19 protein-coding genes, 1 tRNA gene and 2 pseudogenes are annotated in these 21,532 nt (G+C 56.3%); 10 read left to right on the top strand and 12 right to left on the bottom strand.

Annotated elements, in window-relative coordinates; all coding sequences use genetic code 11:
* Positions 1-133 precede the first annotated feature (133 nt).
* From IBT54_RS14865 to IBT54_RS14850, 4 genes are all read right to left on the bottom strand, one after another.
* The gene (locus IBT54_RS14865) at positions 134-535 is read right to left on the bottom strand and encodes a cell envelope integrity TolA C-terminal domain-containing protein (RefSeq protein ID WP_013358387.1); all 402 of its coding nucleotides are present in this window, start codon (positions 533-535) and stop codon (positions 134-136) included.
* Between the two features lie 97 nt (positions 536-632).
* The gene (locus tag IBT54_RS25475; protein WP_370585098.1) at positions 633-800 is read right to left on the bottom strand and encodes a hypothetical protein; all 168 of its coding nucleotides are present in this window, start codon (positions 798-800) and stop codon (positions 633-635) included.
* Positions 801-1,103: 303 nt separating this feature from the next.
* The gene (locus IBT54_RS14855; protein ID WP_201252386.1) at positions 1,104-2,405 is read right to left on the bottom strand and encodes an LLM class flavin-dependent oxidoreductase; all 1,302 of its coding nucleotides are present in this window, start codon (positions 2,403-2,405) and stop codon (positions 1,104-1,106) included.
* Positions 2,406-2,450: 45 nt separating this feature from the next.
* Positions 2,451-3,521 (bottom strand): iron-containing alcohol dehydrogenase family protein, encoded by a 1,071-nt coding sequence (locus IBT54_RS14850; protein ID WP_201252385.1) that lies wholly within the window; start codon positions 3,519-3,521, stop codon positions 2,451-2,453.
* 255 nt (positions 3,522-3,776) lie between these two features.
* Between IBT54_RS14850 and IBT54_RS14845 the strand changes: the two genes are divergently transcribed.
* From IBT54_RS14845 to IBT54_RS14835, 3 genes are read left to right on the top strand one after another with little or no spacing between them, the layout of a single operon-like run.
* Positions 3,777-4,322, top strand: coding sequence for a GNAT family N-acetyltransferase (locus tag IBT54_RS14845; RefSeq protein WP_095706951.1), 546 nt, complete (start codon positions 3,777-3,779; stop codon positions 4,320-4,322).
* Positions 4,319-5,470, top strand: a complete 1,152-nt coding sequence (locus IBT54_RS14840) for an amidohydrolase (RefSeq protein WP_201252384.1) — start codon at positions 4,319-4,321, stop codon at positions 5,468-5,470. The genes IBT54_RS14845 and IBT54_RS14840 overlap by 4 nt, the downstream gene beginning before the upstream one ends.
* Positions 5,470-6,774, top strand: a complete 1,305-nt coding sequence (locus IBT54_RS14835; protein ID WP_201252383.1) for an MmgE/PrpD family protein — start codon at positions 5,470-5,472, stop codon at positions 6,772-6,774. The genes IBT54_RS14840 and IBT54_RS14835 overlap by 1 nt, the downstream gene beginning before the upstream one ends.
* Positions 6,775-6,778: 4 nt before the next feature.
* Here IBT54_RS14835 and IBT54_RS14830 read toward each other — a convergent pair whose 3' ends face one another.
* Genes IBT54_RS14830 through IBT54_RS14815 form a run of 4 tightly spaced genes read right to left on the bottom strand, consistent with a single transcriptional unit; the run spans position 6,779 to position 11,666 of the window.
* The gene (locus IBT54_RS14830; RefSeq protein WP_201252382.1) at positions 6,779-9,064 is read right to left on the bottom strand and encodes a molybdopterin-dependent oxidoreductase; all 2,286 of its coding nucleotides are present in this window, start codon (positions 9,062-9,064) and stop codon (positions 6,779-6,781) included.
* A gap of 31 nt (positions 9,065-9,095) precedes the next feature.
* Positions 9,096-9,857 (bottom strand): amino acid ABC transporter ATP-binding protein, encoded by a 762-nt coding sequence (locus IBT54_RS14825; RefSeq protein ID WP_107319894.1) that lies wholly within the window; start codon positions 9,855-9,857, stop codon positions 9,096-9,098.
* Positions 9,850-10,773, bottom strand: coding sequence for an amino acid ABC transporter permease (locus tag IBT54_RS14820; protein WP_013358396.1), 924 nt, complete (start codon positions 10,771-10,773; stop codon positions 9,850-9,852). Before IBT54_RS14820 ends, IBT54_RS14825 begins: the two co-directional genes overlap by 8 nt.
* On the bottom strand, positions 10,770-11,666 hold the full coding sequence (locus tag IBT54_RS14815) for an ABC transporter substrate-binding protein (RefSeq protein ID WP_201252381.1): 897 nt from the start codon (positions 11,664-11,666) through the stop codon (positions 10,770-10,772). The genes IBT54_RS14820 and IBT54_RS14815 overlap by 4 nt, the downstream gene beginning before the upstream one ends.
* A 676-nt stretch (positions 11,667-12,342) precedes the next feature.
* Here IBT54_RS14815 and IBT54_RS14810 point away from each other — a divergent pair.
* Positions 12,343-14,265: a methyl-accepting chemotaxis protein gene (locus IBT54_RS14810; RefSeq protein ID WP_201252380.1), complete on the top strand. Its 1,923-nt coding sequence runs from the start codon at positions 12,343-12,345 to the stop codon at positions 14,263-14,265.
* A gap of 338 nt (positions 14,266-14,603) precedes the next feature.
* Here the strand turns inward: IBT54_RS14810 and IBT54_RS14805 are convergent, their stop codons facing one another.
* Positions 14,604-14,864, bottom strand: a complete 261-nt coding sequence (locus tag IBT54_RS14805; RefSeq protein ID WP_041456966.1) for a hypothetical protein — start codon at positions 14,862-14,864, stop codon at positions 14,604-14,606.
* Positions 14,865-15,063: 199 nt separating this feature from the next.
* Between IBT54_RS14805 and IBT54_RS25365 the strand changes: the two genes are divergently transcribed.
* On the top strand, positions 15,064-15,198 hold the full coding sequence (locus IBT54_RS25365) for a hypothetical protein (protein WP_255529974.1): 135 nt from the start codon (positions 15,064-15,066) through the stop codon (positions 15,196-15,198).
* Positions 15,199-15,270: 72 nt separating this feature from the next.
* The gene (locus IBT54_RS14800) at positions 15,271-15,969 is read left to right on the top strand and encodes an RluA family pseudouridine synthase (RefSeq protein WP_201252379.1); all 699 of its coding nucleotides are present in this window, start codon (positions 15,271-15,273) and stop codon (positions 15,967-15,969) included.
* Between the two features lie 16 nt (positions 15,970-15,985).
* On the opposite strand, the gene IBT54_RS14795 is transcribed toward IBT54_RS14800, so the two are convergent.
* Complete coding sequence (locus IBT54_RS14795) at positions 15,986-16,525, bottom strand: DUF2058 domain-containing protein (protein WP_033783601.1); 540 nt, start codon at positions 16,523-16,525, stop codon at positions 15,986-15,988.
* Between the two features lie 139 nt (positions 16,526-16,664).
* On the opposite strand from IBT54_RS14795, the gene IBT54_RS14790 reads away from it, so the two are divergent.
* The 3 genes from IBT54_RS14790 (at position 16,665) to IBT54_RS14780 (ending at position 19,606) form a co-directional block, all read left to right on the top strand.
* The gene (locus tag IBT54_RS14790; RefSeq protein ID WP_201252378.1) at positions 16,665-17,297 is read left to right on the top strand and encodes a TetR family transcriptional regulator; all 633 of its coding nucleotides are present in this window, start codon (positions 16,665-16,667) and stop codon (positions 17,295-17,297) included.
* An 83-nt stretch (positions 17,298-17,380) separates the two neighbouring features.
* Entirely contained in the window at positions 17,381-18,763 is a 1,383-nt protein-coding gene (locus IBT54_RS14785; protein WP_013358402.1) for a D-arabinono-1,4-lactone oxidase, read from the top strand.
* 12 nt (positions 18,764-18,775) lie between these two features.
* Complete coding sequence (locus IBT54_RS14780; RefSeq protein ID WP_033733187.1) at positions 18,776-19,606, top strand: glycosyltransferase family 8 protein; 831 nt, start codon at positions 18,776-18,778, stop codon at positions 19,604-19,606.
* Positions 19,607-19,700: 94 nt separating this feature from the next.
* Here IBT54_RS14780 and IBT54_RS14775 read toward each other — a convergent pair.
* Positions 19,701-20,820: pseudogene (locus tag IBT54_RS14775) on the bottom strand (Gfo/Idh/MocA family protein).
* Between the two features lie 333 nt (positions 20,821-21,153).
* Here IBT54_RS14775 and IBT54_RS14770 point away from each other — a divergent pair.
* Positions 21,154-21,229 (top strand) — tRNA-Asn (locus IBT54_RS14770).
* A gap of 68 nt (positions 21,230-21,297) precedes the next feature.
* On the opposite strand, the pseudogene IBT54_RS25195 reads toward IBT54_RS14770, so the two are convergent.
* Positions 21,298-21,506: pseudogene (locus IBT54_RS25195) on the bottom strand (type II toxin-antitoxin system PemK/MazF family toxin); the annotation flags it as partial.
* Positions 21,507-21,532 lie beyond the last annotated feature (26 nt).

The following is a 21,532-nucleotide window of genomic DNA, read 5'->3' as shown; positions in this document are numbered from 1 at the left end:
GTTCTGCGCATAAAATTTGCAATGATTTGCGAGCGGTAACGGATTTGCTGCGGGATGAGGAATGTGCCTGCAAATAAAGAAGCCCGCCTGGGCTTAACCGGGCGGGCGTTCGGAATTAACGGTTTAATGCGTGTCAGGGTTGCCCTTCCATATTCCAGCGCGCCGATCCCATTACGTCAAAAACATGCTGATCGGTAAACGCCGGGAATCTGGCGCGTTTTGCTGCCTCGGCTAATGCCTGGCAGTAATCTTTATCGCCCCTTTTAATAATAAAGTTCTCCAGAGTGCCATCCTTTTTAAAATCCAGATGCACATTACAGCGTTTCCCATTCCAGGCGTGCGGTGCTGACAGCGCGGCATCCAGTGATTTTTTAATACCCGATGCCTGCTGGCCATAGATATCTTTGTCACTGACTTTTCCTGAATTTTTATAGCTACAGCTATCAAGTGCGCTTTTTTTAATACATTCATGTGGTGTGAGAGGCGAACAACCAGCTGACAGAATGCAGCAGAAAATAGCGATGACCGTTTTCATGGATAAGTCCTTTTAAGTGAAGAGGGAACGGAATCTGTGCACTGGTGAAGCGGGAAATCCAAACAGCTCAACGCTGACTCTCTGCGTCAGGTTAGCCCTACTTTCCTGCTCTTTTACGCCAGAAGAGAAAAGTAGCTACGGCTGTCAGCACGCCAATCAGCGGCATGGTCGCTGCGCCCGCCAGGAAGTTGTACTGGTCGATATGCTGGTTCCTGCGGATATCCGCGAAGCGTGCCAGCGCCTGTGTTTCATCTGATGCACGCACTTCCTCAAACTCTTTTTTATACCCCTGCTCTGTCAGATCTGAAGCCCGGTTTACGTCTGATCTTTTCAATGCAACGGTGTGTTTGCCTCTGGAATAGAATCTGTAGTCTGACATTCAGTGAGCTCGCGGTCAGTAGAGTGAATGTCTGTTATATCGGGCAGGCAGTGATTTGCAAAACGGTTTTGGTAAAGCGTGAGGCACGATACAGATTTCGTGCTGGTTAAACTAACCGCACGTCATCTTCTGGCAGATTCCGTGCGGTACAGGCGACAACATTCCACGCGATGAGAGTGAGCCCGGCTGTTAAATCACGTCCAGTCCCAGATTCTCCCGCAGCGTGGCAAACTCGTACTCCTCACGAAACAGCCCGCGACGGCGCAGTTCCGGGATCACCCGTTCCACAAACAGATCGAGCTGTTCCGGCATGATGGCGGGCATGATGTTGAAGCCATCCGCACCGCCCTGCTCCAGCCACAGCTGGAAATCATCGGCGATATCTTCAGCCGTACCGACAATCACACGGTGTCCGCGTGAACCGGCGGCGACGGCGGCCAGTTCGCGCAGCGTCAGGTTTTCGCGTTTTGCCATATCGGTCATCAGCTTAACGCGGCTCTGGTTCCCTTCGCCCAGCGGCACCTCCGGCACCGGGCCATCCAGCGGATACTGACTGAGATCCATGCTGAACCGCAGTGAGAGCTGACGCAGCCCATTCTCAATATCCACCAGCGTATTCAGCGCTTTCCACAGCGCCTTAGCGTCTTCGCGCGTGCGGCCAATAATCGGCATGACGCCAGGCATGATCACCACCTGATCCGGGTTGCGTCCGGCAGCCACCACCTGCGCCTTCTGCGCGCGATAGAAAGATTGCGCTTCCTCCAGACTGGCAGAGGCGGTAAAGATCACTTCCGCCGTCTCCGCCGCCAGCTTCTGACCATCCGCCGATGAACCCGCTTCGATAATCACCGGACGGCCCTGCGGCGAACGGGTGATATTCAGTGGACCCTGCACCTGAAAATGTTCGCCCTGATGATTAATCGGCTGGATCTTCTCATCAACAAAATAGTTTCCGGTCGCTTTATCCGGCTGCACGGCGCCCTCTTCCCAGCCCGCCCACAGTTTACAGGCTACCTCAAGGAACTCACGCGCACGGGCGTAGCGTGAAGCATGATCGGGCATATCGCTGCGGCTGAAGTTACGCGCAACGTCTGTGGAAAACGAGGTGACGACGTTCCACGCGGCACGGCCACGGCTGATGTGATCCAGCGATGAGAAGCTGCGCGCCAGCGTAAAGGGATCGCTGAAGGTGGTGGAGGCGGTCGCGGCCAGGCCAATGCGCCGGGTATTGACTGCCAGCGCCGCCAGCATCGTCAGAGGTTCAAGACGGGCCATGGTGGACGGCAGACGATACATGCTGGTTGCCAGGGCATCACCCACAAAGAAGAGGTCGAACTTACCCGCTTCGGCTTTTTTTGCCAGGGCGATCAGCCAGTCAATATCGGTGGGATCGCCCAGTTGTTCGGTCAGACGCCAGCCACTGACGTGCTGACCTACAGGTTGAACAAACAGGCCGAGCCGCAGGCGACGTGGTGAAGTAGCAGAGTTCATAAACGATTCCTGGTCTGAAAGATGAAAAAGCGCGCCGCAGCGCGCTTAAAGAAGGGTGTCGGTCGCCAGCAGGGCCTGTTCCAGCGTGCTGGCAGAGACGGTAAACGGCAGGCGTTCTGCGCAGGCTTTGGGAAATTTAATCTGCTGCGCAATGTTACCCAGCGCGGTCTCACGATCGCCCGGCAATGCAGGAAGCTTGAGTGGCATGCCGTAATAGCGCAGCAGCGCTAGCAGTTCTGCATCCGGCTCCCCGCCATGCTCAATCAGCGACTGCACCAGCAGGCTGAAGCCCACTTTTTCGCCGTGCAGCCAGTGATGGAGTTCCGGCTGGTGGGTCAGACGATTATGGATGGCATGCGCCAGCCCTGCCGTCGGCAGCGCGTCGCGCACGCTGTTCGCCAGCCCGGCCAGCACGATACTGGCATCGATGACTTTGACCAGTTCGGGTGTAACCCGCTGCTGCTGGCAGGCGGCTATCGCGGCCTCGCCATATTGCTGAAACACATCTGCCGCCTGCCGCGCGGTCATCACCTTTAAATCCAGTGCCAGATCGTCGGGGTTATGCCGCTGGTAAGGGCGGAATTCGTAATATTTTGCCAGCGCATCCACAATGCCCGCTTTCAGAAACCGCACGTCGCTGCGGGCAATGACCTCACTGTCTACCAGCAACAGTTCCGGCATTTTGCCCAGAGGCTGGCTGCGCAGATGCCCACCCGCCTCGTTATAGATGATGGCAATCGGTGACCAGGCGGCACAGGTCGCTGCCTGAGTAGCAAAGTTAACCAGCGTAAGTGCCGGTAACTGGCTGGCGGCGGCTTTAGCGGCATCCAGCACCCGTCCACCGCCAATCGCCAGCAGTAACTCTGCGCCCTGCTGTTCGGTTTGCTGTTTTACGCGGGCAATCGCCTCTTCAGTACATTCACCCGCTAAATAATCCAGCTGCCAGTGAATGCCCGATGCCTCAAGACTCTGACTTAATTCCGGATTAACCGCCTGCCACGCTTGCGGCGAGGTCAATATCCGGATATGGCTGGCGTAGGGTTTAATAAACTCACCGACGCGTGCACGCAGGCCCGCCTCATGTGCATAAGCTCGCGGAGAAGTAATCGCTAACACAGCGGCATCCTGATTATAAGAATTAGGCCAAAAAGGCTTTAATTACATTTATTTATTAACGAGAGGGTAGTGTTATTTCTTTTTTAAATACTACGACAACCAGCAATTTAAGCAATTGAAAACCGGCCATTGTTTATTCACAAATCTGCATGAGGTTAGTTATTTTTCACATATAGTGACCCGGCTTTTTACTGTTAACCTGCCCCTCTGGCTGAATTAATTAACTGCTTATCAGGCAGTGTTCCGGGAAAGAATATGCAACTCGATTTTCGTCAGGTCAGAGAAGATGAAACAGATGTTTATCTGGCGCTGATGCATGCGGCTTATGCGCCGGTGAAAGCGCTGGGCATTAAGTTTGATGCCGCCACCGCAGACCGCGCTATGGCTCTGCGCCATCTGCAGAGCCACGGGGTGTATGCGCTCTATGCTGATGAGAAGATGGTCTCGTCAGTGACCGTCCGCTATCCCTGGGGGCCGCTGCCCGGCCCGTTTGGTCTGCCGCATATTGGCTGGTTCGGCGCGCACCCTGACTATCCCGGCCAGCAGTTTGGTCGTCAGGTGCTGGAACGGGTCGAACAGGCGATTCTGATCGATCAGCTGCGTGCTCCTGCGGTCTCGCTGGGAACCGCCACCAGTCACCCCTGGCTGCAGGCGATGTACCTGAAGCGCGGCTTCCTGCCAATGCATACCCGCGACCTCGGCAAGGGTCATATCACCCTCTATATGAAGAAAGTACTGGACCCGGTGGCACACGATGCCTGGCTGAGCCGCCAGACAGCAGCACAAGGAAACCCACAATGAGCATCACTATCCCCCCGACATTAGGCGAACCGCTGATCGCCTTCCGTCACGAACTGCACCAGTTTCCGGAGCTGTCGAATCAGGAGTTTGAGACCACGCGCCGACTGCGCGATCAGCTGGAACAGCATCAGATACGCATTCTCGATCTGCCGCTGAAAACCGGCCTGGTGGCGGAAATCGGGGCGTCAGCGAGGCCGCTGATTGTACTGCGGGCCGATATCGACGCGCTTCCGATTGAAGAGCAGTCTGGCGTCAGCTATCGCTCGCAGCGTCCGGGTGTGATGCACGCCTGCGGTCATGATTTTCACAGCGCAGCGGCACTGGGCGCGGCGATCCTGTTAAAGCAGCAGGAAGCGAACCTGCCAGGCCGGGTACGGATTCTGTTTCAGGCCGCAGAAGAGACCGGTCAGGGCGCGCCGGAGGTGATTGCCAGCGGCGCATTAACTGACGCGCTGACGATTTTCGGTATCCACAACGATCCTTCACTGCCTGCTGGCGTCATCGGTTCCAGAGCCGGGCCGCTCACTGCCGCCGTCGACCGTTTTGAAATTGCGATTACCGGTATCGGCAGCCATGCCGCCAAACCCGATCAGGGCAACGATCCGATTGTCATCGCGGCACAAATTGTCTCGGCGGCGCAGACGCTGATCAGCCGCAATGCCCCTTCTGCCGATAACGCGGTGGTCTCTATCACCCAGATCCACAGCGGCAGCACCTGGAACGTCATCCCGGATAGTGCATGGCTGGAGGGCACGGTGCGCTCGTTTTCATCATCCACCCGCCAGCGTCTTGAGCAGCGCTTCCGGGCGATTGTGGCGGGCATCGCGGCAGCCTTTGATGCGCAGGTGAGCTTTACCTGGCACGCCGGACCGCCATCGGTAGTAAACAATGCGCACTGGGCGGACTTTGCTTTGCAGCAGGCTGAGAACTGCGGACTGGAAGCACGCGTGGTCGAGGCAAGTCCGATTGGTGAAGATTTTGCCTTCTATCAGCAACAGTTGCCTGGTGCCTTTATGATGGTGGGCACCGGTGAACCCTATGCGCTGCATCACCCTGCTTTTCGTATCAATGATGAGGTGCTGCTGCCAACGGCGCGCTATCTGGCCGACCTTGCACGGGCGGCACTTCTTTCTCCGGAGCAGCCATAATGAGCCTGACTGCAGCCCTGGCTGAAGCGATCCTGTACGGCCAGCCGGATGCCCCTGCACATGAGCACGCGCGCGAAGGCATTCGGGATTTCCTGGCGGTGAGCTGGCCGGTGCTGCAGGGCACGGTACCGGATAGCGGCTTACCGGCTCTGCGCACCCTCTACAGCGATGGCAGCGTGCGTTCACAGGCGCTGCTGCTGGGCTATGCAGGACATGCGCTGGACTACGACGACTTTCATGCCGATTTTCGCGGTCATCCCAGCGTCGTGATCCTGCCTGCACTTTTCGCCTGGCAACGGGTTCAGCCCAGAAGCCTGGAGCATTTTCTGGATGCTTACGTCACGGGGGTAGAGATGGCCGGTCGTCTGGGGCTGGCGGTCAGCCAGCAACATTACGCACTGGGCTATCACAACACGGCGACGCTGGGGACCCTTGCGGCGGCGGCGGCGCTGGCGCGTCTGCTGGGGATGAAGAGTGATGCCACGGCCACCCTGCTGGGCATTGCGGCGACCCAGGCCAGCGGTTTACGCGCCCAGTTTGGTTCGACGGTAAAACCGCTGCACGCGGGCTTTGCCGCAGAACGGGCCGTGACAGCGGCTCAGCTGACCCTAGCCGGAATCAATGGCCGCCAGCAGGGGGTTATTGAAGCCTTTGTTGCCGCCAGCAGCGCGGACCAGGCACAGCCGGAGAAATTACTGGAAAACTGGGGCAGCCCGTGGCGGATCAGCACGCCGGGACTGGAATTCAAACCCTTTCCGACCTGCGCCGGTACGCATAGTGCGGCAGAAGCGGCTCGCCTGCTGCGCCAGCAGTGGCTGGCGGCGGGTAAACCGCTGGATGCGCTGCTGAGCCAGATTGTTGATATCACCGTCGCCTTCCCGCCTGGCGGTGACATCGCCGCCTCGATACGGGTGCCGGTTAACGGTACTGAAGCGCGCTTCAGCCTGGAATATGTGATTGCCGCCATGCTGATTTATGGCGATCTGCGCCTGCAGGATTTTGCGGAAGGCGATCTCAATCATCAGGTTATGCCGCTGACCGCCCGCGTACGGCGGACGCCGGATCAGAGTGCGCCGCCCGATGCGCTCAATCCCGCGCTGCGCTTTCACGTCGTTACGCTGACGCTTGCGGATGGCACAGCACTGCATCAGCGCCGTACGCGCCAGCAATCGCTGGCGGAGGGCGTGAATGTCAGCAGTAAGCTTCATCAGGCGCTGGGTGACGCGTCGCCAGAACTGCTTGCAGCCACTGCGCTGCATTCCACGGCAGAATTGCAGAGGCTGACCGGGGCGCTGATCCGGTAGTGGCTTAGCGCGGCGGAACGAAGGCCTGAACCGGCGTAACCTCCCCGGCAAATTTCCGCACCTGCACTACCGTAATCTGGCCGCTGCAGCCCTGCGTCAGCGACGAAGTGCCGATATCCATGGTCAGCACATTGGGATTACCGTGGCGGCATAACGGACGGGCGGCAGTGGGCTCGACCGGATCATACCAGGCGCCGGTTGGCAGCTGAACCACGCCAGGCATGATGGTGTCAGTAAGACGCGCGCTGGCGAGCACATGCCCGCGCGCGTTAAAGAGTTCGATGATGTCGCCATCCGCGATCGCCTGTGCTGCCGCATCGTCCCGGTTCAGGCTACAGACTTCGCGTCCGTCCCGCTTGCTGCGCTGGCTGTAATCACCAAAATCGAGCTGGCTGTGCAGACGCGTCGCGGGCTGATTGGCAATCAGCCAGAAAGGATAGTCGGCGCTGGGTGTTTGCTGCGGATCACGCCATACCGGATGGCCGGGACAATTTTCATAGCCAAAGCTGGCGATAGTAGCGGAGAAAATCTCAATTTTTCCGCCTGGCGTCGGCAGTGGCGCGGCGTCGGGGTCGGCCCGAAACGCATTGATCATCCGGCCACCATCCTTTAACTGCGGCAGCGCCAGCACACCCTCCTGCCAGAACTGACTGAAATCGGGTGTCTGCACCTGATGAGCGGCCAGTTTTTCCTGCAGCTGGCCGTAAAGATGCTGCAACCACCCACGCGCATCACGCCCTTCGCTGAATGCCGCTTCCCTGCCCAGCCGCCGGGCCAGGTCACGAAAAATCGTATAATCATCCCGGGCTTCGGCGTAAGGCGAAGCCACCGGCTGCATGGCGATTAAATGGCGATCGGTCGGCGCACCGCCGATATCCTCACGTTCCAGCGTCATGGTAGCGGGCAGGACAATATCCGCATGACGCGCCGTGGCGGTCCAGGCGCTTTCATGCACGATCAGCGTATCCAGCTGGCAGAAAGCCTGACGCAGCCGCGCCAGATCCTGATGATGGTGGAACGGATTGCCTCCCGCCCAGTAAGCCAGACGGATATGGGGATAGGTCAGCTGGCGGCCATTGTAGTCAAACTTTGTGCCGGGATTGAGCAGCATGTCGGCGATACGCGCCACCGGAATAAAGCGGTCAATGCCATTTTTACCCTGCGGCAGGGCCGGAAAGCTGACCAGATTATGATGCTTGCCATAATGGCCCAGCGCACCCAGTGCATACGTATATCCACCGCCGGGCAGCCCTGGCTGTCCGAGCGCCGCCGCCAGCACCAGGCCGAGCCACACCGGCTGTTCGCCATGCTCGGCACGCTGCAAAGCATGAGCCACGGTCACCAGTACCCGCTTACCGTGCAACTGCCGTGCAAACTGACCGATCAGATCGCTGCTGACGCCGCAGATCCCAGCGGCCCAGTGCGCGTCACGGACTACGCCATCCTCTTCACCGCGAATATAAGCGACCATCTGCGGCCAGCCGACACAGTAACGCGCCAGAAACGCCTCGTCGGTTAACGCTTCCGCAATCAGCACCGCCAGCAGACCCAGCATAAACGCCGCATCCGTGCCGGGCCGGAGCGCCAGCCACTCGCCCTGCGCCTCTTCAGGCAGATCGCTTTTCAGCGGGCTCACTGAGATAAACCGGGTACCGCGCTGTGCCGCTCGCTGCATAAAACCGCGCTCGGTGTGTTCGCTCAGGCCGCCGCTGGCCACCTGCGCATTTTTCAGCGCCAGGCCGCCAAACGCCAGCACCACCTCGCTATGCGCGGCGATCTCCTCCCAGCTCACGCCGCGTCGGGCGATCTCGTTCATGTCACCGACAATGTGTGGCAGCAGGACAGATGCCGCGCCGGAACTGTAGCTGTTGACCGAACGGACATAACCGCCCAGCGTGGTGTTCAGAAATCGGTGCACCTGGCTTTGCGCATGATGAAAACGGCCTGCGCTTGACCAGCCGTACGATCCGCCAAAGATGCCTTGCGGGCCGTATGCTTCACCAACCCGCTTGAGTTCCTGCGCCACCCGCTGACTGGCCTCTTCCCAGCTGACCGCGACATACTCATCAGCACCACGACGCTGATCCGGGCCTGGCCCGTTTTCCAGCCAGCCACGCCGTATCATCGGCTGCGCGACGCGCGCCGGATGATTGAGTGCATGACGGAAGTTTTGCAATAGCGGGCTGGGATCGGGATCGCGGTGGAACGGCTCAATCAGCAGTTGATCGTCCCTGTGCTGGGCGTGAAAAGCGCCCCAGTGGGCGCTGTGCATTACCGGTTTCTGGGTCATGCTGATTCCTGGTTACAGAAAAAAACGGTGCCTAAAGCACCGTTGCAATAAAGTTTCTGACACGTCCGTTGTCCGGATCGTCAAGGACCTGCTGCGTCGGGCCCGCTGCCACAATTCTGCCGCTCTCCATAAACACGATGTTGTCGGCAACCTCGCGGGCAAAGCCGATCTCATGCGTGACCACCACCATGGTGATACCGGAGTGCGCCAGCTGCTTAATCACCTGCAGCACTTCCCCCACCAGCTCCGGATCAAGTGCCGAGGTCGGTTCATCAAACAGCATGACGCCGGGATCCATCGCCAGCGCGCGGGCAATGGCCACCCGCTGCTGCTGACCACCGGAGAGGTTCTGCGGCCACTCATCTTCGCGGCCAGACAGCCCCACCTGCTTCAGCAGCGCCAGCGCTTTGGTCGTGGCCTGATGACGGCTCTGCTTTTTTACCCGCATCGGTGCATCCGTAATGTTCTGCAGCACGGTGCGGTGCGGAAACAGGTTGAACTGCTGAAACACCATGCCTATTTCCGCCCGCTGGCGGGCAATGGCACTGCTGCTGAGTTCGTGCAGCGCATGGCCTTTTTGCCGGTATCCCACCATCTGGCCGCCGATGCGGATCGTACCGCCATCCAGCTTTTCAAGATGATTAATACAGCGCAGCAGCGTGGATTTACCGGAACCCGATGGCCCCAGGATTACGGTCACCGATCCGGCAGGAATATCGAGATTAACCTCGTCGAGAATGGTGACACCGGAGAAGCGCTTGGTGACTTTGCGCAGTGCGATTGCTTCAGCCATTGCTCACGCTCCTTTGCGTTTTCGGCAGCGAAAAGCGCGGTAGTGATGACAGCAGGCTGCGCTTTTCTCGCCGCGTCACACCGCGACCAAAATAGCGTTCGACATAGTACTGGCCGACAGAGAGCACGGAGGTCATCAGCAGATACCACAAGGTTGCGACCAGCAGCAGCGGGATCACTTCATAGGTGCGCTGATAAATAATCTGCGCCGAAAACAGCACATCCTGCAGAGAGATCACCGACACCACTGCAGTGGTTTTCAGCTGGCCGATAATCTCATTGCCCGCTGGCGGCATAATGGCGCGCATCGCCTGCGGTAAAACGGTGTGACGGAAAATCTGCGCCGGGCGATATCCCAGGGCGCGAGCCGCTTCAATCTGTCCATTGCCCACGCTCTGGATACCAGCGCGTACGATTTCTGCGGCATAGGCAGACTGATGCATCACCAGCGCGATCACCGCCGCGCTAAACGGACTCACCAGCGCATTGGACTGCGCGCTCCAGAGTTCGCCCAATCCGGGGATCGACAGCGCGATGCGGGGATAGAGCGCGGCGATGTTGTACCAGAGAAACAGCTGCACCAGCATCGGCACACCGCGGAAAAACCAGGTGTACGCCCAGCTCACCGCTACCAGCACCGGGTTAGAAGAGAGGCGCATCAGCGCCAGCACCGTGCCAAAAGCGAATCCCAGCACCACCGAGATGGCCGTGAGCTGCAGCGTCATTAACACACCCTGCAGAATGGAGGGCGCAGTGAAGTTCTCTGCAATCACCTGCCATTCAAAGCGCGGATTGTTAATCATCGAATGCGCCATCGCCACCACGCATAACAGCACCACCAGCGCACTCAGCCAGCGTCCGTAGTAGCGTTTACCGACGATTTTCAGGTCGTCGGTGTGGTCCGGAGTTTCTCTCATTTAAAGATCTCTTCGTTGCGTCGGGCTTCGGTCACGGCACCAAAACCGATTCCCCAGTTATCGAGGATTTTCCGGTAGCTGCCATCTTTGATTAAAGAATTCAGTGCCGCCTGTACGGCTGGCTCCAGCGGCGAGTCTTTCGGGAACGCGACAGAGACCGGTGCATCATTCACGGTGATTTCACCGCTCATGGTCAGCGGTTTGATCACTTTGGTCTGCCACAACAGCCCTTCATAAGGACCGAGGAACAAGGGAACACGACCGCTGACCACGGCCTGCACGCCCGCCGGACGATCCGGGAATATCGCTACCTTGATCGGTTGTTTACCGGCGGCTTCACAGGCTTTGCTGGCCTCTTCCAGCCGCGTCACCTGAGTCGTACCGGAGCCGGCGCCCACCTCTTTGCCACACACATCGCTGAGGGATTTGTAGGGGGCGATATCAGCGTCTTTGCGGGAAATAATGCCCAGCAGGCTGGCGTTGTAGTAACCGACAAAGTCGATCTGTTTCAGGCGGGTCGGTGTAGCATTGATGTTTGACAGCGCCACGTCGTAACGTCCGGTCTTCAGGCCAGGAATAATATTGTCGAAGCCGCCGGTGTCGCGCCACTGAACGGTGATGCCCAGACGCTCACCAACCGCATTCATGATGTCGATTTCCCGACCAGCCAACGTTTTGTTGTCTTCTTTATAGAAGGTTGTGGGCGGCGTGTTCGGGTTAGTACCCGCCACAATATAGCCACGCTTGAGGATATCCGCGGGTATCAGGCTTTTCAGCGCCGGATCGGCTTTGACATGTAAGCTGCCTTCAGCAGGCACTGAAGGTTCGGCTGCAAAACTGGCGTGCGCACTAAGCGCGAGGGCAAAAAGGGTCATTCCTTTTATATATTTCACTGGAACCTTTCTCCTGATAGTTAAAATGTTCCCCCCAGAGGGAAAAGTTATCGCGATCTGTTGTCAGCACCGGAAGCCAGAGAAGCAGCGGGCTTCAGTGCTTTTATCATCCTCGTAACGTTCTGTTGTCATTCTCAGTGAAGACCGACGGCGATCACAAATGCTAAAACCGGGATTATTTAGCCGGAATATGGCAATGAAGAGGTTTCTCCGCTTTTTAGTGGGGAATGAGATGTTGCAGGGCAAGCGGGGCTGACTGACCTGAAGGCGCTGGCGAGAAAGCAATAATTTCCGCCGTGTTTAGTTACCGATCGCAGAACGCCAAAAATATATTTTTATTGATAAGTAATTTTTTAAATCGTTGTAGTCCGTTCAGCTAAACCTTTCATTAATCATTAAATTGATCAAAATCAATAAATCTTTCCTCACGTAGTGTAAAGGTCCAGGATCGTGCACTGAAAAAATGAATTAACCATATAAAACAGAATATTAAGCATAAACCTGAAGATCAACAGGCAGATGGTGGCCTCATGAAATAATGGAAATATAATTAATAAGATCGGTGAGTAAAATATAAATAACATTAAAGAATTGAAGGAAGCTGTCGATAAAAAGATCAGAATTAAATTATTTAAATTTCTTCTTTCTGTTCTGAAATTCAATAAAGGTGAACCTCATGGGCCTTGCTCAACGTATCTCCAGTATTAAAATCGGAAAAAAACTTGGCGTCGGTTTTGTCGTCGTCATCGCGGCGTCTCTCGCCATAACCTTTATCGCTTTTGACTGTTTCCGCAGTATTAAAGACAACTCTGCACGCCGCACGACAACCGTGGAAATGGTGAATACGTTAAGCAAGGCACGTCTTAATCGCACGCTTTACCAGTACACCAAAAATCCTGAATTTGCCGCGAAGAACGTTCAGGCACTTAAGGAGCTGGATACCCTTTATCAACGACTGAGTAGATTTAAGTGGGATGATGAAGGTCAGCAGAAAATCACGCTGATGGGCCAGTTACTTAATGATTATCAGAGTCAGCGCCAGAAGTTTGTGGCATCTGCGGAGGTAACATCTGCCGCCTTTGCTGCCATTAAACCGGGCGCGCTGATCGGTCTGGCTCATCAGTCTGAATTACTCGATATGGCTATGGCGCCCGACGCCGCGCTGCCGGTTATGAAACTGGCCGCCGCGCTGTTTGATGCCGCAAATATTGAAAAAGCGTTTCTTGATAAGCCCACAGCAGCCAGCAGAGATGCGGTTCTTGAGGAGTACACCGCCATCAACACGCTGAGTGAGCAACTGGACAGTTTTAATCAGCCAGCAATCAATGCCGTTACGCAAAATGTCATCACGACTCTTGCGCAGCAGCGTCAGGCTTTGACGCAGTATGTTGATGCTTCAGAGAAAGAAAAGAGCGAATCTGCGGGCCTGACGACCACCGCAGAGCGGCTCAATGCGACGGTGTCCGATACTTTTGTCTTCCAGTCCCAGCAATCTGCTGAATTTATCAAACAGGCAGAGTGGCGCATCGCCTTTGCTGCACTGATCTGTGTCGTCCTGAGCCTGCTGATTGCCTGGCGGATTACTCGCAACATTACGCTGCCATTGAAAGAGACGCTGAATGCAGCGCAGCGTATTGCCAGCGGTGATTTAACCAACTCACTGAATACCACCCGGGGTGATGAGCTGGGCCAGCTGATGCAGGCCGTCGATGCAATGAATCTCAGCCTGCAGAATATCATTACCAATGTGCGCGATGGCGTCAGCAGCGTGGCGCGTGCCTCGGCGGAGATTGCAGCAGGTAATACCGATCTTTCCTCCCGCACCGAACAGCAGTCTGCCGCCGTGGTTCAGACGGCGGCCAGCATGGAAGAGCTCTCCTCAACGGTGAAACAGAATGCGGAAAATGCTCACCATGCCAGCCAGCTGGCAACCGATGCGTCGGTAAATGCCGGACGCGGTGGTGAGATTATCCGTGACGTTATCGTCACCATGAATAACATCAGCCAGAGTTCAGGCAAAATCGGCGAAATCATTCACGTCATCAACAGCATCTCCTTCCAGACCAATATTCTGGCATTAAATGCCGCAGTTGAAGCGGCACGCGCCGGTGAACAGGGTCGCGGCTTTGCGGTGGTGGCCGGGGAAGTCAGAAACCTGGCCCAGCGCAGTTCGCTGGCTGCCAAAGAGATTGAAACGCTGATTCGCGAATCACTGGATCGGGTTCATGATGGTTCGGAGTTTGTGGAACGCGCAGGCAGCACCATGGATGATATCGTTCGCTCGGTCAGTCAGGTTAAGGACATCATGGGCGAGATTGCTGCCGCATCCGACGAGCAGAATCGCGGTATTTCCCAGATTGCGACAGCAATGGCCGAAATGGATACCACCACGCAGCAGAACGCCGCGCTGGTTGAAGAGTCTTCTGCCGCAGCCAGTTCTCTGGAAGCGCAGGCAGACGAGCTGGAAAAAACGGTGGCGGTATTCCGCTTATCAGACGGGCAAAACGGTACCAGCCGGACAGCACATGCACTGGCACCGCGTTTAGTGCCTGCGATGCCGGTTAAAGCATCAGCAGAATCCAGCTGGGAAAGCTTCTGATACACCGCGCTGCTTTTATATAAGCGTCATGCTGATACAGCCAGCCTGATTTAATGAGGCTGGCTGAAGTAGACATTCGCCACAGACAAGGCATCAGAGTAATCACAGAAAAAGCAGGTGCGGGAGCATATTCACCCGGGTCTGTTATTGTTTCGGATCCGGCAGGGTTGTGGCTTAGAAGGCTTTTAAGATGGGTATCAAATCGCGGTGGCAGGAGAAGTGTCGTCCATGACAGTTTCTCCGGCCGGTATACGCTTTCGCGCAACCAATGAGGTCGTCCGCTTCGTCGTTTTCCGGCCGGAGCCGGACTACGTCCACTGGCGTCAGTTCAGTTACTGCTAGTTCAGTTCTTCGTTCAGGCTTGCCAGAGTCTGCAGGTACGGCACCTGCTGTTGGGCAACCGACGGTGACTTAAAACTACTCAGCCAGCTCCTGGCTTCGGAGATTTGCGTCAGCCGATCGGTGTTGCTTTCAGATTTCGCCATGCAACCCAGCTGAGTAAAGAGTGATGCGATACTGATTTCTTTTTCACCCAGGGCAAGGCTTAGTGCCGCTTCGCCAATAATGACGTGGCCTTTCTCGTCGTTTTGAATTAACACAGAAAATCCTCCATTAGTACGAATTGATGACAACCTCACCAGAGACTGTAGTCGTAAAAGCAAGACCTGCCCGAATAAATCACTAAAAATCTCGCAACCTGCTGATCGAATACGCTTAATGTTTTTTTCCGGATTGTTCTGTTTGTCTCTGCCGTCCATCCTGCCAGACTGGCTGGCCTTATCAGCAACGGATGCACCTATGAAACTCTCTGTTCTTCTCACGTTGTTAGCCGCAACGGTATGCCTGGTGTTTGCTGCCCATGGTGGATTCGGCACGCATCAGGCCAGCTTGTCGCTTTCCAGTCAAAGCGGTGAAACGGTTACGGAAGAATAAGGGGCAAGTCCGGCGTCGTCAGTGCACCGGCAATCGGTTATGATCTCCTGCCATTCTGCTGCCGGTTGCCCGATGTCTGCCATTATCGATACATTTATCGCCCCGCCCTGCTTTGATGAGATCACTCTCCTGTTTCAGGACGATCATCTGCTGGTAATCAACAAACCCACCGGGCTGCTGAGCCTGTCAGGTAAAAATCCGCAAAACCTCGATTCAGTGCATCATCGGCTGGTAAAACGTTTTCCAGGCTGCACGCTGGTTCATCGGCTCGATTTTGGCACCTCCGGGCTGATGGTGGTGGCTCGTAACAAAGCCATAAACGCCGCACTTTGTCAGCAGTTCAGCCAGCGCACGGTGAGCAAAACCTATCAGGCACTGCTGTGCGGACACCTTGCCGATGATGAAGGCGTGATTGACGCCGCGATAGCCAAAGATCCGGCGCTGTTTCCCCGGATGGTGATATGCGCCGCTCAGGGCAAGCCCGCACGCTCACGCTATCGGGTCACTGAGCGCAGTTTTTACCGGAGAAAAGAGGGAAAGGAATTGCCGGTTACGCGGGTTGAGCTGACACCAGAAACCGGACGCACCCATCAGCTACGCATTCACTGTCAGCAACTGGGTCACCCGATTCTGGGCTGTGATCTTTACGGCGGGCTGGTGCTGCCGGGCGCTGAGCAGGCAGAGAGGCTGATGCTGCACGCCAGCGGATTAACGTTTGTTCATCCTGTCAGCGGCGAGACACTGCACCTCTCTGCCGCCAGTCCCTTCTGACTGCATCAGCACGCGGTTACCACATCAGATCATCCGGCACTTTGAAGTCTGCATAAGGATCATCTTCGTCCTGCGCTTCTTCGCTCAGCGCGCTGTTTAAGACAATGGCGCTGGCATCACGCTGGGCAATTTTATCCGCCACGCTGGCCGGGATGATGGCGTACTGGCTCTCGCCACTTTTGTCAGCAGTCAGGCGGGCAATGGCAAGACGACCATTGATCAGCTGAGCCTGCGTCGGCTTATCCACCATGATTTTTTTAATCAGGTTGTTGTCGGTGAAGTTGAAGCTGATGTCGCCTCGCGCCACGTCGATTTTGTTCATTTCAATCAGCTGTTTGACCTGCGCTTTGTACTCTTTCGACAGCACAGCCAGCTTCTGCTGCTCATTCAGCTGCTTATCCCGCTCAAGCTGCGCTTTTTTATTGTCCTCTACCGCCGCTCTGGCTTCGCGCGCCTGAACCCGGGATTTCTTCGCGGTACGCTGAACCTTATCCATTTTTTTGCTGGATACTAAGCCCGCTTTCAGCATCTGCTCTTGCAAGGTGAGTTTTGTCATTGTCATCTCTGAACCTGTGAAATTTTGTCCGGGATTATACCTGTAATCTTTTGGGCTGTGCCAGGCTGACGCCGCGATTGCGGGTTACGCCTCAACACTGTGCTAACATTCCCCGGTCAAAATCACCTTATTGAGCACCATGTCAGAGCTAACAAAACGTAAAAATGACCCTGAAGGGCTGAAAAAACGCATCATCGCAGGCGCACTGAAAACCTTCGCTGAATTTGGTATGCAGGGTGCCAGGCTGGAGCAGATTGCTGAGCATGCGCAAACCACGAAACGCATGGTGGTCTATCACTTTGGCAGTAAAGAGCAGCTTTATATCGCCGTGCTTGAGCGGGTTTATCATCAGATACGTCAGCATGAAACCGGCCTGAACCTGGCGTCGATGGCGCCGGAACTGGCCATGACCCGACTGGTGGAAGCCAGCTTTGATTACCATGTCGAGCATCCCGATTTTATCCGGCTGGTCTGCAGTGAGAACCTGCTGCGCGGTCGCTACATCACCCAGTCGCCGCAGATTAAAGCGCTGAACCGCAGCGCGCTGGATCTGCTGGATGACATCCTGGCGCGCGGTCAGCAGCAGGGTGTGTTTACTGGCGATGTACAGACCATCGATGTTCATCGCCTGATCAGCAGTATCTGCGTTCATCACGTCTCAAATCGCTACACCTTCAACGCCCTGTTCAGTCCTGACAACAGTGAAGCCGAGAGTATCCGCCGCAATCGTCAGCTCGCTGTTACTGCAACGTTACGCTACATCCGCAAATAAATGCCCGCAATCCGGGCTCCGCTTACTCATGGTCTACGCTTAGTAAACATTTGTCATAAAACCGCCATAAAAGGAATGCTGTTGTGAGCAGAGACGCACGCCTCTATCCGCTTCGCCAGACCCATATTGAACCCGATGATGATGCGCTGTGGAACTGGGCGCAGAACGCGCAAATCGGCAGCCGTCAGCAGGTTCAGCGTCCCGTCAGTGAAGCGGAATTGCAGAAACTGATCCGCGAGTCACGCGGCAGGATCCGGGTGATCGGCAGCAAGCTGTCGCCTGGCCGGATGCTGCATGTCGCTGAAGACGATCTGTTGCTGGATCTCAGCGCCCTGCGCGGTCTGATAGCCAGTGATGAGCAGAGCGTAACCTTTGGTGGCGCGACCCCGCTTGAGCAGGTTTATCGCAGTCTGACCGACATGAATCGCATGCTGGCCTCCTCGCCAGGCGTGATTGCGATTCAGACGCTGGCGGGCGCAATGGCGACCGGCACGCACGGTCAGGGTTTGCAGCAGAGTTCGATTGCCGATGAAGCGCTGGCGATACGCATGGTGCTGGCCGACGGCAGCGTGCGTGAGTTCGTTCGCGGCGACGCTGACTTTCCGGCGGCGCAGGTCTCTTTGGGTGCGCTGGGCATTGTCACCGCCGTCACCCTGCGTACCCAGCCGTTTAAGATCTTCACCTGCCACAAAAATGCTGTTTCTGCCGATACGCTGGAAGAAGATCTGCTGCGCTGGAACAACGACTATCCGCTGAGCAAAGCCTGGTGGTTTGTTGATGACAATCTGATGCACGTCTGGAACGCCCATGAGGCGAGTGACGAAGAGCGTCAGCGTTACGAAGCGCAGGGGCGTCAGGTGGTGGAGCATGAAGGTGAAGCTGACGACAGTCTCAATGACACCATCGACCAGACGCTGGCGCATATGCATCGCGACACGCAGATTCAGGGCAAAGGCGGAAAGCAGTTTCGTACCGTCACCCGCTTTCGCGACTTCACCGATGTTACCGGTGACATCTACCAGCTCTTCTGTCGCGGCATTGCGGTGCCACAGATTAATGTGGAAATCGGCGTGCCGCTGGCAAAAACCCCGGCCATCATCCGCCGGATTAAGGCGTGGTATGCAGAGAACCGTCCGCATATGCACTACCCGATTATCCTGCGCTGCACCGGCGCGTCCTCAGCCTGGCTCAGTCCGGCCGCTGACCAGCCAACCTGCTTCTTCGGCTTTGTGGTCTATTACGCCGACGATGGCTCGCTGTCACAGGAAGGCCTGCACTTCCTGACCGAAGTGGAGAAACTGCTGGCTGAAGAGGGTGGACGCCCGCACTGGGGCAAGTATTACGATGAAGAACGCTACAACTGGCGTGAGATCTATCCGCAGTGGGACGCCTTCCGCGCCCTGCGCCATCAGCTCGACCCGCAGGGCCGGTTGGGGAACGACTACATCACGCCACTTTTTGACTGATTGAGGAACGCTATGTTTGCCTGGGTAACACTGTTAACACAACCCGACTATCTGGTGGGCGTCAAAGCGCTGCACCGTTCGCTGCAGGAGAGCCACAGCCAGTGGCCGCTGGTGGTGATGACCACGCCAGCCATTTCTGATGCTGACTGTCAGATTTTGCAGGATGAAGGCTGTGTGATTAAACCGGTCGACCCACTCTATCCGCGCGCCGATCTGGCTCAGCATTACGCCTCGGCGCAGTTTGGCGAGGTCTGGACCAAGCTGCGTGCCTGGCAGCTTACCGATTATGAGCGCGTAGTGTTTCTGGATGCCGATATGCTGGTGCTGCAGAACATGGATGAGCTATTCACCCTGGATCTGGGCGATAATCCGCTGGCGGCCTGTCACGCCTGCCGCTGTAATCCCAACCAGATCGCCTCTTATCCGCCGGAGTGGCAGCCAGAGCAGTGTCACTATACCTGGCAGGCACGCGGTGAGCAGGCTCCGGAGAGCGTTGACTACTACCTGAACGGCGGTTTTCTGGTACTGAAGCCTGACAATGCGGTGTTCGATATGCTTGAGAAGCGCATTGCCGCGATTGATGATCTCAGCGCCTATCCCTTCTCCGAGCAGGATCTGCTGAATGAAGTGTTTGCCGAACGCTGGAAGCCGCTCTCTTATATCTACAATGCGTTAAAAACGCTGCCGTTCCAGCACAGCGGCCTGTGGCAGGGTGATGAGGTGAAGAATCTGCACTATATTCTGGCGAAGCCGTGGAAGCGCGATCTCAACCAACCCGAAAGTGATCGCGATCGCTTCTATGCGCTGGATAAGCTGTGGTGGGAAAAAAGCGGTCTGATCTGACTGTATACGGGCGGGATACTCCCGCCCTTCCCGCCTGTTCATTCAACCCTGTAGCCTGCCACTTCGCCAGATCCTCTCTTACTCAGATTCTGTCTTACACCTCGACCCAGCGGCGCTGCTCAGCGGAGTGTGCAATCGCTTCCAGCACCTTCTGCACCTGCAATCCCTCGGCAAAATCGGGCCACATGCGATCGCCGGCTGCGATGCCGTTAACCAGGTCGCGGATCTCCACCGTCTTCTGATCGTTAAACCCGATGCCGTGCCCGGCAGAGACACAGAAGTTCGCGTAGTCAGGATGGGCCGGTCCGGTCAGGATCGTTTTAAATCCCTGTCGCCCGGCAGGTTCGTCATGCAGATAAAGCTCCAGTTCCGCCATGCGCTCCTGGGTGTAACGCAGCGTGCCTTTGGTGCCGGTGACAACATAGGTCAGGCCCATTTTTGCGCCACAGGCAATGCGTGAGGTTTCAATCACGCCGTGTGCACCATTACGGAAGCGCAGCAGCGCGCTGGCCTGATCTTCGTTTTCAACCGGTAACTGCCGCGCAGGTTCCTTCGGGTCAGGCCGTGAGGTGATCACCGTCATCATATCGCCACTCACCTCAGTAATATCGCCGACCAGGTAGTGCGCCATATTGACGATGTGCGCCGCCAGATCGCCCAGCGCGCCAAGACCTGCCAGCGCTTTGGCAGTGCCAGTCGAGCGGTGTCTCCGGTCTGGCGAGGTAATCCTCGTTATGGGTGCCGTAGAAATGCACCACGTCGCCAATCTCGCCTCTGGCAATAATCTCTTTTGCCAGCTGGCTGGTCGGGTTTTTCATGTAGTTGAAGCCAACAAGGGTTTTCACCCCTGCCGCCTCAGCAGCTGCCACCATCTCCTGCGCATCCGCCACGCTTAACGACAGCGGCTTTTCTGAATAGACGTGCTTGCCGTGGCGTATCGCCTCCAGCGCCATCTCTTTATGCAGGAAGTTGGGTGCGCAGATATCTACCACATCAATCGCCGGATCGCTGACCAGCGCGCGCCAGTCGCCGGTGGAGCGCGCAAAACCAAAGGTCGCCGCCTGACGCGCCGCCAGCTCAGGATTCACTTCGGCCAGCATCTCCCGCACGATTTCGCCTTTCAACGCGAATACAGTGGGGGCCTGGGCATAGGCTATTGCGTGGCAGCGCCCGATATAGCCGCTACCGATCATGCCGATTCTGACTTTGTTCATTTCAACTCCGGATATTCAGTTCAGGGTTGAAATGGAATCTACGTTTCGTTTTTGTTGCTGACAAAGTCAGAATTGAGACTTTGTGACGCCTGTTAAAAACTATCCGGTTAAATCATGCGTAGTACGGTCTGACAAGGGCTTTGCCGCGTCAGAACACCTCATAAACACCTCAGTCTGACCTGCCTCTTTTTAGCGCAGGAAGCCGCTGAGATGACCATTCATTCATGGTCCGAATCGCTATTGTGATGACTATTTCAGCAGTCGCGCAGATTTGTGAAAAAGAGCTTTGACATGATCCGGCGTGGCCGTTACTATGCGCCCCGTTCAAACGATTCCTCTGTAGTTCAGTCGGTAGAACGGCGGACTGTTAATCCGTATGTCACTGGTTCGAGTCCAGTCAGAGGAGCCAAATTCGAGAAGCCCGCTCAGGGAAACCTGAGCGGGTTTTTTATTGGCTGTGTTTAGCTACTCCAGTGTTCAGTTCAGAATGGCTTCCAGCCGTGCCAGCACTTCATTCACGATAGCGTCAGGTAGTTGCTCAAGCCGTCTGCCTTCGCGAGCTTCATATCGAGCGTCCTCAGCTGATCGCAGCGAATGACGCCCTTTGTCCTGCACCCTGCCCCCTCCAGTGAAACGGCAAAAGCTGCTGCGAGGGCAAAGTTCCCGCTGCTGGTGACCGGAACCAGATCAGCTCCATTGTATTGTTCTCCTG

Source organism: Pantoea sp. S62 (genome assembly GCF_016658625.1).
In the GTDB taxonomy this organism is placed as follows: Bacteria; Pseudomonadota; Gammaproteobacteria; order Enterobacterales; family Enterobacteriaceae; genus Pantoea; species Pantoea vagans.
The sequence above is the reverse complement of the archived record's forward strand: the minus strand, read 5'-3'. Positions and strand labels throughout refer to the sequence as shown.